The 14,379-nt window shown below is 71.7% G+C and carries 13 protein-coding genes; 4 read left to right on the top strand and 9 right to left on the bottom strand.

Features of this window, described 5'->3' with window-relative positions:
* Positions 1-64 precede the first annotated feature (64 nt).
* Genes LL648_RS05965 through dnaK form a run of 4 tightly spaced genes read right to left on the bottom strand, consistent with a single transcriptional unit; the run spans position 65 to position 4,240 of the window.
* Complete coding sequence (locus tag LL648_RS05965; protein ID WP_308190247.1) at positions 65-499, bottom strand: heat shock protein transcriptional repressor HspR; 435 nt, start codon at positions 497-499, stop codon at positions 65-67.
* A complete protein-coding gene (gene dnaJ, locus LL648_RS05960; RefSeq protein ID WP_232661386.1) occupies positions 496-1,680 on the bottom strand; it encodes a molecular chaperone DnaJ in 1,185 nt (394 codons plus the stop codon). Before dnaJ ends, LL648_RS05965 begins: the two co-directional genes overlap by 4 nt.
* Before the next feature lie 32 nt (positions 1,681-1,712).
* Complete coding sequence (grpE, locus tag LL648_RS05955) at positions 1,713-2,387, bottom strand: nucleotide exchange factor GrpE (RefSeq protein WP_232661385.1); 675 nt, start codon at positions 2,385-2,387, stop codon at positions 1,713-1,715.
* Positions 2,384-4,240, bottom strand: coding sequence for a molecular chaperone DnaK (gene dnaK / locus LL648_RS05950; protein WP_232661384.1), 1,857 nt, complete (start codon positions 4,238-4,240; stop codon positions 2,384-2,386). The genes grpE and dnaK overlap by 4 nt, the downstream gene beginning before the upstream one ends.
* Before the next feature lie 352 nt (positions 4,241-4,592).
* Between dnaK and LL648_RS05945 the strand changes: the two genes are divergently transcribed.
* The 4 genes from LL648_RS05945 to LL648_RS05930 are packed head-to-tail and all read left to right on the top strand — an operon-like array spanning position 4,593 to position 7,501.
* On the top strand, positions 4,593-4,949 hold the full coding sequence (locus tag LL648_RS05945; RefSeq protein WP_232661383.1) for a hypothetical protein: 357 nt from the start codon (positions 4,593-4,595) through the stop codon (positions 4,947-4,949).
* Positions 4,950-4,963: 14 nt separating this feature from the next.
* Entirely contained in the window at positions 4,964-5,518 is a 555-nt protein-coding gene (locus LL648_RS45705; RefSeq protein ID WP_374112006.1) for a DUF3558 domain-containing protein, read from the top strand.
* Position 5,519: 1 nt separating this feature from the next.
* Positions 5,520-6,725: a hypothetical protein gene (locus tag LL648_RS05935; RefSeq protein ID WP_232661381.1), complete on the top strand. Its 1,206-nt coding sequence runs from the start codon at positions 5,520-5,522 to the stop codon at positions 6,723-6,725.
* Entirely contained in the window at positions 6,722-7,501 is a 780-nt protein-coding gene (locus LL648_RS05930) for an ESX secretion-associated protein EspG (protein WP_232661380.1), read from the top strand. Before LL648_RS05935 ends, LL648_RS05930 begins: the two co-directional genes overlap by 4 nt.
* 16 nt (positions 7,502-7,517) lie before the next feature.
* Here the strand turns inward: LL648_RS05930 and LL648_RS05925 are convergent, their stop codons facing one another.
* Genes LL648_RS05925 through LL648_RS05905 form a run of 5 tightly spaced genes read right to left on the bottom strand, consistent with a single transcriptional unit; the run spans position 7,518 to position 14,351 of the window.
* The gene (locus tag LL648_RS05925) at positions 7,518-7,946 is read right to left on the bottom strand and encodes a hypothetical protein (RefSeq protein WP_232661379.1); all 429 of its coding nucleotides are present in this window, start codon (positions 7,944-7,946) and stop codon (positions 7,518-7,520) included.
* Positions 7,947-7,971: 25 nt separating this feature from the next.
* A complete protein-coding gene (locus tag LL648_RS05920; protein ID WP_232661378.1) occupies positions 7,972-8,973 on the bottom strand; it encodes a C40 family peptidase in 1,002 nt (333 codons plus the stop codon).
* 7 nt (positions 8,974-8,980) lie between these two features.
* Positions 8,981-9,583, bottom strand: coding sequence for a hypothetical protein (locus LL648_RS05915; RefSeq protein WP_232661377.1), 603 nt, complete (start codon positions 9,581-9,583; stop codon positions 8,981-8,983).
* Complete coding sequence (locus tag LL648_RS05910; protein ID WP_232661376.1) at positions 9,583-11,475, bottom strand: hypothetical protein; 1,893 nt, start codon at positions 11,473-11,475, stop codon at positions 9,583-9,585. Before LL648_RS05910 ends, LL648_RS05915 begins: the two co-directional genes overlap by 1 nt.
* The gene (locus tag LL648_RS05905; protein WP_232661849.1) at positions 11,472-14,351 is read right to left on the bottom strand and encodes an ATP-binding protein; all 2,880 of its coding nucleotides are present in this window, start codon (positions 14,349-14,351) and stop codon (positions 11,472-11,474) included. The genes LL648_RS05910 and LL648_RS05905 overlap by 4 nt, the downstream gene beginning before the upstream one ends.
* Between the last annotated feature and the right edge of the window lie 28 nt (positions 14,352-14,379).

Raw genomic sequence — 14,379 nt, 5'->3', positions numbered from 1 at the left:
CCCGGACGACGAACAGCGCTGCTCCTCCGGGAGGAACAGCGCTGCGGTTCGGCTCTCGATTGCGTCAGCTGCGCCGCGGCTTCGGCCGCCACACCACCAGCGACTGGCGGCGGTCGACCGGGACGAGGTCGCGGCGGTAGGAGGCGTGGACCGCGGCTGCGGCGTGCTCGGCCGCCGCATGTGCGGTGGCCAGCTCCGCAGCCATCTCCTCCAGACGCGAGCGCAGCTCGTCGACGAGCTGCTCCAGCTCGATGATCCGCTTCACGCCGGCGAGGTTGACGCCCTCCTCCTGGGAGAGGCGCTGCACCTCGCGCAGCAGCGCGATGTCGCGGGCGGAGTAGCGCCGCCCGCCACCGGCCGACCGGCCGGGGCTCACCAGCCCCAGCCGGTCGTAGCTGCGCAGGGTCTGCGCATGCATCCCGGAGAGTTCCGCCGCTACCGAGATGACGAACACCGGGCTGTCCGGTGTGGCACCCGGCGGCAACGACGGGCCGCTCACCGCTCGCTCCGCAGCAGGTCGGCGCGCGGGTCGAACGCCTTCGTCGCCTCGGCGTAGGCCTGCAGCGCATCGGCCGCGGCGTTGTCGAGCTTGGCCGGGACGGCCACCTCGACGGTGACGAGCAGGTCGCCGGTCTTGCCGTTGCTGCGCTGCACGCCACGACCGCGCACCCGGAACGTCCGCCCGCTCGCGGTGCCGGCCGGCACCTTGAGCGAGACGGTCGACTCGAGCGTCGGCACGGTGATCGTCGTGCCGAGCGTGAGCTCGGGGAAGGTGACAGGCACCGACAAGGTCAGGTCGTCGGCGTTGCGCGCCGACCGCCCGAACAGGCGGTGCGGCATGACGTGCACGGTGACGTAGAGGTCGCCTGCCGGCGCCCCACCACGGCCGGGCTCGCCCTGCCCCTTCAACCGGACCTTCTGCCCGTTGTCGACGCCGGCCGGCACCCGCACGGTGAGCGAGCGGATGCGGGTGCTGACGCCGTCACCGCCGCACTCGGGGCACGGGTCGTCGATGATCCGGCCGGTGCCGCGGCAGTCGCGGCACGGCTCGGAGAACGCGAACGCGCCCTGGCTGCGGCTGACGAGACCGACCCCGGCGCAGGTCGGGCAGGTGCGTGGGGTGCTGCCCGGTCGGGCGCCGGTGCCGCCGCAGCGGTCACAACGACCCGGCGAGGAGAGCCTGATCGGCACCTCCGCCCCGCGCACGGCGTCGGCGAAGTCGATCGTCAGCTCGCTCTCGACGTCGGCCCCACGCTGTGCGCGGCTCGCCGTGGTGGTCGTCGGGCCGCCGCGGTTGCCGAAGATGCCTCCGAACAGGTCGCCGAGCCCACCACCAGCACCGCCGCCGCCACCGGCGCCGGCCCTGTTGAACAGGTCGTTCAGGTCGAAGCCCTGCCCGGCGGCTCCGCCGCCGAAGCCGCCGGGGAAGGAGCCCGCGCCGCCCGCGAAGAGCGCACGCGTCTCGTCGTACTCCTTGCGCTTCTTCTCGTCGGACAGGACGCCGTAGGCCTCCGACACCGACTTGAACCGGGCCTCGGCCTTGGCGTCGCCCGGGTTGGCGTCCGGGTGCAGCTCGCGGGCGAGCTTCCGGTACGCCTTCTTGATCTCGTCGCTGGATGCGCTGGAGGCGACGCCCAGCTCACGGTAGAAGTCCTTCTCGATCCAGTCGCGCTGGGTCATACCGCCCCCCTTTCAGCTCGTCGGAACGGTGGTCAAGCCGGGTTCTCGCCCGGCTCCGCGGTCGCCTGCCCGGCGGTGGGCTCGGGCTGGTCGACCACGGTGACCATCGCCGGACGGAGCACGCGGTCGGTGATGCGGTAGCCGCGGCGCAGCACGCTCGACAGCACCGGCACGACCGGCCCGGCGGCGTCGCTGGTCTCGTGCTGCACGGCCTCGTGGACGGACGGGTCGAACAGCTCCCCCTCCGCGCCGAACGACTCGAGGCCGAGCTTCTGCACCACTGCGACGATCTTGTCGGCCACCGCCTTGAACGGGCCGTTCAGGTCGCCGTGCGCCTCTGCCCGCTCGAGGTCGTCGAGCACGGTGAGCAGCTCGGAGACGAACTGCACGCGGGCGCCGACCAGCACGGTCTCCCGGTCGCGGTCGACGCGGCGCCGGTAGTTGGCGTACTCCGCGCTGACCCGCTGCAGGTCGGCCGTCCGCTCCGCCACCTGCGCGGCGAGCTCGGCTGTTGCGACGTCGACGCCGTTCTCGGGGAGGGTGTCCGCCGCGGGCCCGGCCCCGGCAGGGGCGCCGTCAGCGGACGGGCCTCCTGCCGGGACGCGAACCTCACCTGTCACCGGGTCGATCCGGCGACGGTCACGGACCACGACCCGCTCGGCGTCGGCGCCGTACTCGGCGCTCTCGTCACGGTCGTGATCGGTCACTTCTTGTCCTTCTCCTCGTCGACGATCTCGGCGTCGACGACGTCGTCGGCAGCGTCGTCGGCGCTCTGCTGGGCGTCGCCGGCCGCGCCGGCGTCGGCCGTGGCCGCACCCTGCTGCTGGTAGAGGGCGGAGCCCATCTTCTGCGACTCGGCGGCCAGCTTCTCCATCGAAGACTTGATCTTCTCGGAGTCGGTGCCCTTCAGGGCCTCCTGCGCCTCGGCGAGCGCCGAGTTCACGGAGTCCTTGACCTCGGACGGAAGCTTCTCGTCGTTCTCCTTGACGAACTTCTCCGTCTGGTAGACGAGCGACTCGGCCTGGTTGCGGACCTCGGCCTCCTCGCGGCGCTTCTTGTCCTCCTCGGCGTGCTGCTCGGCCTCGCGCATCATCCGGTCGATCTCGTCCTTGCCGAGCGCGGACCCACCGGTGATCGTCATGGCCTGGCTCTTGCCGGTGCCGAGGTCCTTCGCGGACACGTTGACGATGCCGTTGGCGTCGATGTCGAACGACACCTCGATCTGCGGCACACCACGCGGCGCCGGCGGCAGGCCGGTCAGCTCGAACGTGCCGAGCTTCTTGTTGGCCGCGGCCATCTCGCGCTCACCCTGGAACACCTGGATCAGCACGGAGGGCTGGTTGTCGTCGGCCGTGGTGTAGACCTCCGACCGCTTGGTCGGGATGGTCGTGTTGCGCTCGACCAGCTTGTGCAGGATGCCGCCCTTGGTCTCGATGCCCAGCGACAGCGGGGTGACGTCGAGGAGCAGGACGTCCTTCACCTCGCCACGCAGCACACCGGCCTGGAGCGCGGCACCGACCGCAACGACCTCGTCGGGGTTGACGCCCTTGTTGGGCTCCTTGCCGCCGGTCAGCTCCTTCACCAGATCGGTGACGGCCGGCATGCGGGTGGAACCGCCGACCATCACGACGTGGTCGATCTGGCCGACGGAGATGCCGGCGTCCTTGACCACCTGGTTGAACGGGGCGCGCGTGCGGTCGAGCAGGTCGGACGTGATCCGCTGGAACTCCGCGCGCGAGAGCGTCTCGTCGAGGAACAGCGGGTTCTTCTCGGCGTCGACCGTGATGTAGGGCAGGTTGATCGTCGCCGTGTTCTGGCTCGACAGCTCGATCTTGGCCTTCTCAGCGGCCTCGCGGAGGCGCTGCATGGCCATCTTGTCCTTGGTGAGGTCGATGCCCTGCGCCGACTTGAACTTGTCGACGAGCCACGTGATGATCCGCTCGTCCCAGTCGTCGCCACCGAGGTGGTTGTCGCCGTTGGTCGCCTTGACCTCGACGACGCCCTCGCCGATCTCCAGCAGTGACACGTCGAACGTGCCGCCACCGAGGTCGAAGACGAGGATGGTCTGCTCCTTCTCGCCCTTGTCGAGGCCGTACGCCAGCGCGGCCGCGGTGGGCTCGTTGACGATGCGCAGGACGTTGAGGCCCGCGATCTGGCCGGCCTCCTTGGTGGCCTGGCGCTGCGCGTCCTCGAAGTAGGCGGGAACGGTGATCACCGCGTCGGTGATCTCCTCGCCCAGGTAGGCCTCGGCGTCGCGCTTGAGCTTCTGCAGCACGCGCGCGCTGATCTCCTGGGCGGAGTACTTCTTGCCGTCGACGTCGTCGGTCGTCCAGGTGGTGCCGATGTGGCGCTTGACCGACCGGATGGTCCTGTCGACGTTGGTGACGGCCTGGTTCTTCGCCGACTGCCCGACGAGCACCTCGCCGTTGCGGGCGAACGCCACGACCGAGGGCGTGGTGCGCGCGCCCTCCGAGTTCGCGATGACCGTCGGCTCGCCACCCTCAAGGACGGCGACGACGGAGTTGGTTGTCCCGAGGTCGATACCGACCGCACGAGCCATGGTGGTTGCCTCCGTGAGCTTGCTTGCGTTGACTGCACTCAAGTCTGCCACGAGCCTCGGCCGGCCGACCTAGGTGGTCTTGAGCCGAGCTCGCTCAACTTGCTTGCCCGGTCCAACGCGCGGGGTGCCGGTCGTGTTCCCGAGCCCCCGGGGGCACCTTCAGAATGCGTCCGTTCGGGACGGGTGAGTTCATCGGAAACCGCATCGGAACAGCCGTCGCTCCCTACGCTGGACACCAGCAGCAAACATTAGAAGGAACGGGGTGGCTTTCATTTGAACGGGATCGCGCTGACACCCACGAGTTCTCCCGAACGCCCACGGGAAGAGGCCGCGGAACTCTACCCTCACCACCATGACCGAACCCGGACCCTTTCGACCACGACTCGACGCCGCCGTTGCCCATCTGGCACTGCAGGTGAACCGCGAGAACGTCCTGAAGGCACGAGCGGCACTGCTGGCGGAAGCGGATCGTCTCGACGCGATCGTCGAAACTCACATCGCGAGTTGGAAGGGGATGGGCCTCTGCGGCGGCGACCCCGTGTCTCGCGATGCCCAGGCCGCATTCAATGAGCGCACATTGGCATTGATTGACGGCTGCTTTTCATACAATAGGGACTTACGTCAGGCGGCGCACGCACTCGACGAAACCGCCCGCTTTTACGGCTACACGGACGACGAGATCGCATCGTCCTTCGTTAGCTCGAAGTGATCCGCCGTCTCGTGATGCTCGCCGTGACTGTGTCGGTGCTGGCATCTACTGGATGCACCCTCTCGCATCCGGACGCACCCACCACAACTCCTCCTCCAGCACTCCCCAGTCGTCCGCGAGATGTTCCTGTCGACAACTTCGATCCATGCTCCGCACTCGATCAGCAGAGTCGATCTTTGTTGGGCATCGGGATGCCCAGCATGAATCCGTCGAGAGCGGATGACACACCTGGGTCGAGGCGGTGCTCGTGGCGCGCGAATTCCAGCACGGCCTACATATCCTACTCGGTTGAAACCAGCGCGAGAGCAGGAGCCGGCCCAGCACTTCAAACTCCCGGAGCATCTTCAACTGTCGTCGCAGGATTTCCCGCGGTACGGACCAGAAATCCATACGCCCCCCGGGGTAGCCAGTGCATTTTCGTCATCGATGTCGCCGATACCCAGGCGCTCGTCGTCACCTATTTCATCAACAACGGCGGCAGCGACTCGACCGACGAGCAGGCCTGTCAGAAGGCGCGCACGGCGGCCGAGTTCGCGATGCAGACCCTGATCCGACAAGCAGGTGGATGACATGATCGACATCGGCTACTACCTCTACGAGAACATCCCGTTGCAGGAGAAGGCGAGCTGGACGACGACCGCTGTCGGCAGCGCGGCGGTGGATCCGACCCGGGCGATGTTGGGGAACATGGGCATCTCCTACGTCGATTCCGACCAGGCCGTGGACACCGTGATGACCGAGATGGGCGTCACATGGGCCGGCGACGCCGCGGTCGCCGCGGGGCAGGTTCTGCACACCGCCGCGAACCGTGGCGGCACGGTCGGGGCGGCCGGGCAGGGTGGGAGTGGGTCCGTCGACGGCTACGGGCGCTCGTTCGACGACATGCGGGGCAAGGTCTTCTGGAAGGACCCGGGGGCCTACGACTGGTTGGACCTGGCCATCGACGTGTACGGGACCAGCCTCAACTCGGTGGGGTTGTTCGAGATCCAGTCCGACTTCATGGCCACCGTCGATGAGAACCGCACGTCGGAGGCAGCTGCGAACCGGGCCCTCTACGACCACGAAGCGCAGAGCCGGGCGGCGGTGGGCGCGTTCCCCACGATCGAGACCGCCTCCGTCGCCCCGAACGGCGGGCCGACCGGTCCCGGCCCCGCGCTGCCCCCGCAGACACCGCTGGGCGCCGGCCCGGTCCCAGCAGCGACCACGTTCACCCCGGTCACCGGTGTGCTGCCGAACGGGCCGCAGCCGGCACCGGTCGGGCTGCCCGCCGGCCCGACGCTCACGGCACTGCCGAACGGCGTGCCGCCGCCGACCGCCAACATCCCTCCGGGCCCCGCGGTCCCGCCGCTCCCGGGCACCCCGCTCGACCGGCTCGGGCCTGCCCTCCCCACGACGGCGTCGAACACGAGCGCCTATCCGCCGCCGTTCCAGGCGTTCGACCAGAACAAACCGACAGCAGGTAGCCGTCCACCCGCTCCCGGTTGGCGCAACCCGGCGAGCAGCGGCATCCCGAACCGCACGACCGGCCACGATTTCGGGACGAAGCTCTCGTCCGGCAACGAGCCGCACGGGCAGCGGCCCGGTTCACCCGGCGGTCCCGGTCCGCAAGGCGCCCGGCCGCTCGGGCACGGCACGCCGTTCATGGGCACGGCCGGCGCAGGCGGCGGGGACCAGCCGACGGAACGCAAGACCCGCTACTGGATCCCGTCGACGGAGGCGTTCGACGTCCCGCTCCCGCCGCACACCGAGGGCGTCATCGAAGGGCGGGACGAATGACCCCCGACTGGGCGCACGCGATCGTGCTGAGCACCACCGAGTTCGAGGTCACGTGGGAGATGCTCGATCTCGGCGAGACCCCGTGGCAGCTCGACCCGCCGCGATCGGGCCGCACCTGGGAGGCCCGCCGCGCGATCGTGCAGGGCGCGTTGCACGCCATGCAGCAGCGCGGGCTCGGCAACGGCAGCCATCCCCGCGGCGACGTCGCCCAGCTGATGGCGACGCTCGCCTACCCCGAGTGGGCGGCCGACATCCGCTACCTCGCCGACACGCTCGTCGCCGGGGTTGCCTCCTGCAGAGCAGGACGGTGCGCGCTCGCCGTCCGCCGCGCGAAGGAGATCGCGCTGCTCTGGGTGCCGCCGGAGGACTTCGGCCGGTCGCTCATCGGGCTGCTGGGGCCGATCGTGCCGGGTCAGGGGCGCGACGTGCGGCTGCCGGCCGGGGTGCTCGACGCCGCCGCATCGGCCGGGACGGTCGAGTCCGACGCGTTCGCGGACGAGCTGGTCCGCCTCGGCACGGACCGTGCCGATGTCCGCGCGCTCGTCGGCTCCTGCCGCGGCGCGGGCCTGCGCGGCCAGCTCGGCGCATCGGCCCGCCTCGGCGACGGCACGCGCGTGCGGCGGGCGTCCGGGGTGGTGGGCTTCCACCGCACCCCGGCCGGCCACTTCCGGCAGCTGCGGCGGCCGACCGACGCAGGCGACGTCGTCACGATCGGTCCGACGAACGAGGCCCGCATGGTCTCCGACCTGGACGAGCTACTTGCTGGCATCCGCTAGCCGGCCGTAGCCCGGCTCACATCGGTGCGGCCGGCCTCGGCTCCACCCGGCCCGCCGCGGCGGGGGGCAGGGGGTCGGCGATGGGTGCGAGCACGCGGTGCGTCTCGGGCGCGGTGACCAGGTTCTCCTCCGCGTCGCGGTACTCGAGCTCGCCGTCGGGGCCCAGGTCGGCGTGGAAGCCCGCGGCGGCGAGCTGTTCCTCGTCGAGGTCGACGAGCAGCTCCCAGCGGCTCGGCACGACGCGGTAGTCGGGCCACGACATGTGCGCGTACGCGTCGTGCAGATCGGCCATGAGCCCGACGAACACCTGCTGCCAGCGCAGCGGCATCGACTGCGCGAGCGAGCGCGGCACGACGAGGTGGTCGGCGGTGGCGCCGGGCGCCTGGCGGTCGAGGTAGTCCTGCACCGGTGTCGTGGAGGCCGGGGTGGGTGCATCGGGGGGCATTGCGAACTCCTGCTCGTACCCGTTCTCAGGCGCGGTTCGGGGTCGTACCAGGCCGGGTGGCCAGCGGCACGAGCTCGTGATAGTCCCACGGAACGGGCTGCACCCTGACCTCCTCGCCGGTGTAGGGGGCCTCGACCATTTGATCATTTCCCAGGTACATGGTCACATGGTGGATCGTGGCGGGATCACTGGGATCGGTCGCGTAGAACAGCAGGTCACCGGGTTGCGCCTGGGCGACGGGCACGTGGCCGCCGGCGTAGAACTGCTGGCGCGACACCCGCGGCAGGTTGATCCCGGCCGACTGGAACGCGCGCATGATCAGGCCGGAGCAGTCGTAGGTGTTCGGCCCGGTCGCGCCCCAGACGTACGGCTTGCCCAGCTCGCCGAGCGCGAACCCGATCGCCGCGCGGGCGACGCCTTCGGCGAGCACTGCAGGCCCGCACGCCGCAGCCGGGTTGGCGACGTCCGCCAGCTGCTGCACCAGCTCCGACGCGAGCGGCTCCCACTTCGCGTAGGCCTCGGGGAACGCCGAGCGCTGCACGGTCTGTGCCGCGACGGTGACCGGCAGCCCCTCCCAGTTCGGCACCTCGAGCAGGCGCTCGATGAAGATCGTCGTGCTGTAGACGGGATCGGTGACCTGCGACGGTGATCCCCAGCCCTGCGAGGGACGCTGTTGGAAGAGCCCGAGCGAGTCGCGGTCGCCGTAGTTGATGTTGCGCAGCGTCGATTCCTGCATGGCGGTGGCGAGTGCCACCAGCCAGGCCCGCGGCGGCGCGCCCAGGTCCCGGGCGACGCCGATGATCGTCGTGGCGTTCTGCCGCTGCTCGTCGCTGAGCGTGCTCGCGGTGACGCCCGCCCGGCCCCCGGCCAGCGCGCCGGAGGAGCGCAGCGCCGCGTCGCAGCTGCCGTAGGTGCCGTACACGCCGCCACCCGTCCCGACGGTGTAGGCGACGAACGCGATGCCGAGGAACACGGCCAGCGCGGCGGCGATCGCCACCACCGGGACCAGCAGCCGCCACAGCTTCACGGCACGCTCAGACCTTGTCGTAGCCGGCGACCCGCCAGCCGGCTCCCGTGTCGACCACCAGCACGAGCAGCGTCAACGCGTCGGTCGGCACCTCGATGCGCACCGAGCTGCCGGCGACGCGGACGGGCTTCGGCGGGCCCGTCACGCGGGTGGCGGGGATATTCGCGGGGTCGACGCCGCTGAGCACGCCGAGGTACTCGTCGGTCGTCAGCGGGCGGAGGCCGTCGAGCCACTGCTGCACGGGGGTGCCGTCGGGCGGCCGCAGCCACGCCGTCGTCCAGCGCGCCGCGACGTCCAGCGCGACGGGCGAGGCCTGGCTGGTCGCCAGGGTCGTCGGCTCCAGGTCCTGCACAGGCGGCAGCACGGTCGGGGTGGGTGACGAGGGTGTGCGCTGGCGCGGCGGCTGCGCCGTGCTCGTCGCGCCCGCGGACGGCAGCGGCGGCAGGCCGCTGCGGTTCGGGCCGCTCAGCGCGGCGACGCCGAACCCGACGCCGGCGGCCACCGCGACGAGCACCACCAGCGTCACGACGAGCCGGGCGGGCGAGCGCAGCGGCCACTGCCACAGCCCGCGGTACGCGGCCGACCGGCCGCGGGGGGATCGGATCGGCATCAGCCCGACCCGCTGCTCGGGCCGTACGCCGACTGCGTCGGGCGCGGCCGGTAGATCCGGTAGACGGGCACGCCGTCGACCAGCTCGGCCTGCACGGGCCGTGCGCTGCCCGGCCGCAGCGGCACGGCGTCGGGCCTGCGGTAGATGGTCCGGTCGTCGACCTCACCGGGATCCGACCAGCTCGGCCGCGCCGACTGGCTGACGCGGCCGCCCTCCGGCCCGCTCGGCAGCGCCTGCCGGCGTGCGGCGGGGATGAGCGTGGGGGTGGGCACGTCGGCCTCCGTGCGCTGCCGCGGCACCCGGGTGGCCCGCACGCTGACGCGGCCGACGGCCTCCGACTCCGGACGTGCGCCGTCGATGCCGCCGGCGCCCTCCGCCGCGCCGCGGCGCTCGTCCCACCAGCGCGACTGGCGATCCTCGGTGGGCCCGCCGCGCACGCGCTGCCACACGCGCGACATCGGGCCGGTGCCGGCGCCCGGCACGATGCCGCCGAACTGCTCGCGGGTGAGCGAGACCATCGACACCAGCCTGCGGAACGGCCGCGCGACGGCCCACAGGACCACCGTCACAACACCCGTGACGAGCAGCGCGAGCCAGAGGTCGATGCCCGACCCCGGCCGGAAGAGCGAGATCACGAGCAGCGCGTGCAACCCGGCGAGCGCCCCGACGACCAGCGTGTTGACGATCGCTGCGCCCGCGACCCGCAGCAGCGCCGGCAGGATGTCCGGTTTGAGGATGGCGACGACGGCGATCGCGGGCGCTGTCATCACGAGCAGCCGCAGCAGCAGCATCGCGACGAGCACGAGCACCTTCGAGAGCAGCTGGAACAGCGCGATGCACATCGCCTGCACCACCGCCAGGATCCCGACGCCGACCCGGTTGCCCGCCTTGCCCTGGAAGTAGGGGTAGCGGTCGCCCATCCGGTCGGCGAGCGCGGCGAAGTCGGCCTTCTTCTGCTCGGCCAGCTCCAGCGTGTCCTTGCGCTCCGCGATCTCCGGCTTCGTGAACGTCTGCGCGCGCAGCAGGTCCCGGCCGAGCTCCTGCGCCTGCGGCACTTCGGGCGCGCCGAACTCGCCGCGCAGCCAGTTCTGGTAGACGACCTGCTCGACCAGCACGGTCGGCAACGTGTCGCGGTCGCCGAGCCCGATCTGGCCGAGGAAACCCTCCTGCATCTGCGTGATGCCGTCGAGCAGCAGCCCGTCGGCCGCCTTCGACCAGTCCACCGGCGCGAGGTAGGCGGCCGAGCCGACGACGAGCGCGGCGACGGCGAACGCGGCGCGCTGGGCCTGCCGCGCGAGATCGCCGCGCAGCGCGAGGAAGAGCAGGATCACCGCGAGGATCGCCAGCACCGGGCCGATCCACGTGGTGAACACCGCGTCGTACATCGCGCGGGTGCCGTCGCTCACCAGCTTGTCGAGCGGTTCGAGCAGCTCACCGCCGTCGGCGATCAGGTAGTGCGCCCAGTTGACGCCGCCGACGGTGAACTTGGCCGCGTTCAAGCCCTGGTTGCCCAGCCAGGTGTCGGTGGTGCTCGCCGGGTTGAACACCGCGGACCCGGCGCAGCCGAGGTCGTAGTTGTGCCAGACGAGCCCGGCGTAGCCGACCTCGTTGTAGACGCTGCCCGGCTCACCGGCGCTCAGCGTCGGCGGGTCCAGGGACCCGACGAGCCCGGTCCCGGGCCGGTCGGGTTCCGGCGACTGCTTGCAGTCGAACGGCTGCGCGATCGCGGGCGACCCGAGCAGCACCGATCCGCCGACGAGCGCGACGACCACCAGCAGCGCCGCATGGCGGGGGGATCGGGGTCCGGGAGGCTCGGTCCGGCGGCTCCTGCGCCGGGCGACAAGGATCGCGGCCAGCAGGACGAGGGCTGCCGGCAACCAGCCGGGGATCACCTCACGGCCTCCCCGGACGACCGGTCGCGCCCGTCGCCGGGCGCGCCCTCGACGATCTCGATGCCGTCGTCCACGTCGACGTCGCCGAGCAGGTCGAGCGCCTCGTCGTCGAGCAGTGCGGCGCCGCCGGGGAGGACCGTCGAGCTGCTCCGGTGCCCGTTGCCGTCGCGCAGCAGCCCGTCGGGGTCGTCGAGCTCGGCGAACTCGTCGTCGTCGAGGTCGTCGGCGAGGACCATGCGCTGGTCGATGCGCTGGTCGACGATGCGGTGGGCGCGTCGGTCGTCGATCGTGGGGCCGCCGAGCACGGGCCCGCTGATCGGTTCCGGCCCGCGCGGCGGCGGTTCGTCGGGAGCCCTGACCGCCGGGTAGGCCGTCGCGGCCGGGACGCCCCTGGCGGCCACCCGGCTGGCGTCCGGGTTGGTGTCGAGCGCCTCGCGGACGTGTTCGAGGTGCGGGGCCTCGAGGTCGATGCGGATCTTCTCGACCCCGCCGTGCCCGTCGGCGAAGATGAACTGCCGCGGGGTGTCGTCCGGCCGGTCGTCGTGCCGCGGGCGGGGGGAGAGCGTGCCGAGCATCTGCTCGTAGCCGACCCCGGTGGGCACACGCAGCAGCCGCAGCGCCTCGCCCTGCGCCTCGTCGTCGTCGGTCCGGCCCACGAACACGGCGTTGACCAGCGACGCGAAGCCCGACACCCGCAGGAGGTCGCCGGCGAGCTGCGACGCGAAGAGCGCCCGCACGTTGAACTTTCGGGAGTCACGGGCCAGCCGGTCGATGAGCACCTTGCCGGTCGGCACCTGCGAGAGGAAGTGCGTCTCGTCGAGCGCGACCCCCTTGCGCAGGTTGCGGTCGGCGTCGTAGATCGTCCGCTGGGTGAGCCACGACGCCAGGTTCAGCAGCTCGACGGCGAGCGCCTCGTTGTCGGTCCACTCCTCGCGCGGGCTGCCGGGACGCGGCAGCGTCATTCCTTGCATCGTGAGCACGGTCAGCCGGTAGTCCCGGTCGGCCTGCCACGGGTCGTCGCGCGAGGCGTCCGGGAAGAGCAGCGCGGCCTGCGGCAGCTCGCGGCGCTCCTCGAGGAAGTCGGCGACCACCCCCGCGTGCTCCTCGCCCTCCCGCGCGTGGCGCCGCAGCGCGTCGATCACCTGGCCGGGGTGGCGGTCGGCTGCACCGCCGACCTCGCGGACGGCCCGCAGCAGCACGATCCGGCTGTGCGGCAGCTTCGCGACCTCGAACGGCAGCAACCCGGTGAGGACGTCGAGCACGAGCCTGCGGCGGGTGGCCGCGGCGAGCGAGCGCTCGCGCCGCCACGCTCGTTCCGGGTCCTCCTCGTCGAGGAAGTGGTCGCGGCGCGGCTCGGCGACCACCCGGTACGGGTTGAGGATGCCGGGGTCGGCGCGCAGCAGGTTGATGTGGCGGGAGAACGGCGCCAGCTCCGGGAGCCGGGTCAGCTCGGCGAGCGGCCCCGACGGGTCGAGCACGGTCCAGTGCGCGCCGGAGCGCAGCGTCTTGTAGACGATCACGCCGGTCAGGAACGACTTCCCGGATCCGAGGCCGCCGACGACCGCGGTGAGGCCGGACGCCCTGCGCACCTCCTGCGCGAGCCACGGGTCCCACGCCACCGGCCTGCGGGTCGCGGTGCAGGTCTCGCCGATCATGATGCCGCGCCGGTCGCCGACAGAGGCGGTGGCCGCCGGCACCGCGGCCGCCGCCCACGTGACGGACCCGCGCCTGCGGTAGGCCGTCGACGCGAGCGGTTCACCCGGGATGAACTCGCGCGCGTAGCGGTACTGCGCCTCGGGGTGCTCGATCTGCACCTTGGGCCGGTAGATGTCGAGGACCTGCTGCGCCCGGCCGATCGCCTCCGACTCGTCCTTGCCCGCGACGGCGATCCGCCACCACCCGTAGAGGCGGGTGTTGAGCTGGGTGAGCCCGCTGGTCAGCTCGTCCTCGACCTCCAGCACCCGGTCGGCCTGGCGGGCGAGCGACATCGGCGGGTCGAGGTCGTGGTCGTGGGTGTAGTGCCTGATCTGGCTGCGCACCTTGCCCATCTGGCGCTGCAGCTCGCCGGCCACCTCCTCCGGCCTGCGGACGTAGATCCGCGCGGACCACTCCACGGGGAACGGGAGCCGGTCGGAGTGCTGCATCCACGGGTCGTCGACCTCGGGGATCCGCAGCCCTTCCATCAGCCCGACGCTCAGCACGGCGACGTTGCGCGACATGGTCTGCGACCGGATCCGGCCGACCACACGAACGGTGGGCGCGTACGGCTCCTGGTGCATGTCGACGCCGTCGGTGAACGCGGCGAGGTCCTCGGTCTCCCAGCGGGTGACGGTGCCGGGGATCATCGACATCGTCCGCGGCGCCGGCAGCCCGAGCGCGCAGGAGCGGTGCATGAGCCACGCGATGTCGTCGCTGGTGGCCGGCATGGCGTCGAGCCCGCTGCCGGCGACGAGCGAGTCGAGGTGGCGCACCTCGGACTCGAGGGCCGCGATCTCGGCGCGCACCGCCGCGGGGGCGACCTTGCCGAGCACCGGAGCCGCCTTCTCCACCCAGCGGTCGAGCATGCTGCGCCCGGAGACCTCGATGCCGAGGAAGACCTCCTTGTCCGACATCGACAAGCCCATGAGGTGGCGCTGCTCGCCCTCGAGGAAACCGTCCCAGCCGAGCGCGCCGGCGACGTCGGGCATGCGGCCGAGCGCGTTGTTGTCGAACGACTCCGCCCACATGTGGACGGGATAGGGCCGGGTCGTCACCCGCAGGTGCAGCCAGCGCCCCTGCAGCTCGCCGAGCTGCGCGGCGATCTGCCGGATCAGCACCTCGCGCTGGGAGTCGCTGCGGAAGCTCCACGCCTGCGCCGCGAGCCGGTACCAGGCCATCACCTGGGTGCCGGTCCGCGTCAGGTGG

Origin of the sequence: Pseudonocardia sp. TRM90224 (assembly GCF_021245725.1) — a bacterium.
Lineage (GTDB): Bacteria > Actinomycetota > Actinomycetes > Mycobacteriales > Pseudonocardiaceae > Pseudonocardia.
The sequence above is the reverse complement of the archived record's forward strand: the minus strand, read 5'-3'. Positions and strand labels throughout refer to the sequence as shown.

Coding starts and splice junctions, on each gene's coding strand:
- dnaJ (WP_232661386.1), bottom strand. CDS start 1,680: ATGACCCAGCGCGACTGGATCGAGAAGGACTTCTACCGTGAGCTGGGC.
- dnaK (WP_232661384.1), bottom strand. CDS start 4,240: ATGGCTCGTGCGGTCGGTATCGACCTCGGGACAACCAACTCCGTCGTC.
- LL648_RS05945 (WP_232661383.1), top strand. CDS start 4,593: ATGACCGAACCCGGACCCTTTCGACCACGACTCGACGCCGCCGTTGCC.
- LL648_RS45705 (WP_374112006.1), top strand. CDS start 4,964: ATGCTCGCCGTGACTGTGTCGGTGCTGGCATCTACTGGATGCACCCTC.
- LL648_RS05935 (WP_232661381.1), top strand. CDS start 5,520: ATGATCGACATCGGCTACTACCTCTACGAGAACATCCCGTTGCAGGAG.
- LL648_RS05930 (WP_232661380.1), top strand. CDS start 6,722: ATGACCCCCGACTGGGCGCACGCGATCGTGCTGAGCACCACCGAGTTC.
- LL648_RS05925 (WP_232661379.1), bottom strand. CDS start 7,946: ATGCCCCCCGATGCACCCACCCCGGCCTCCACGACACCGGTGCAGGAC.
- LL648_RS05915 (WP_232661377.1), bottom strand. CDS start 9,583: ATGCCGATCCGATCCCCCCGCGGCCGGTCGGCCGCGTACCGCGGGCTG.
- LL648_RS05905 (WP_232661849.1), bottom strand. CDS start 14,351: ATGGCCTGGTACCGGCTCGCGGCGCAGGCGTGGAGCTTCCGCAGCGAC.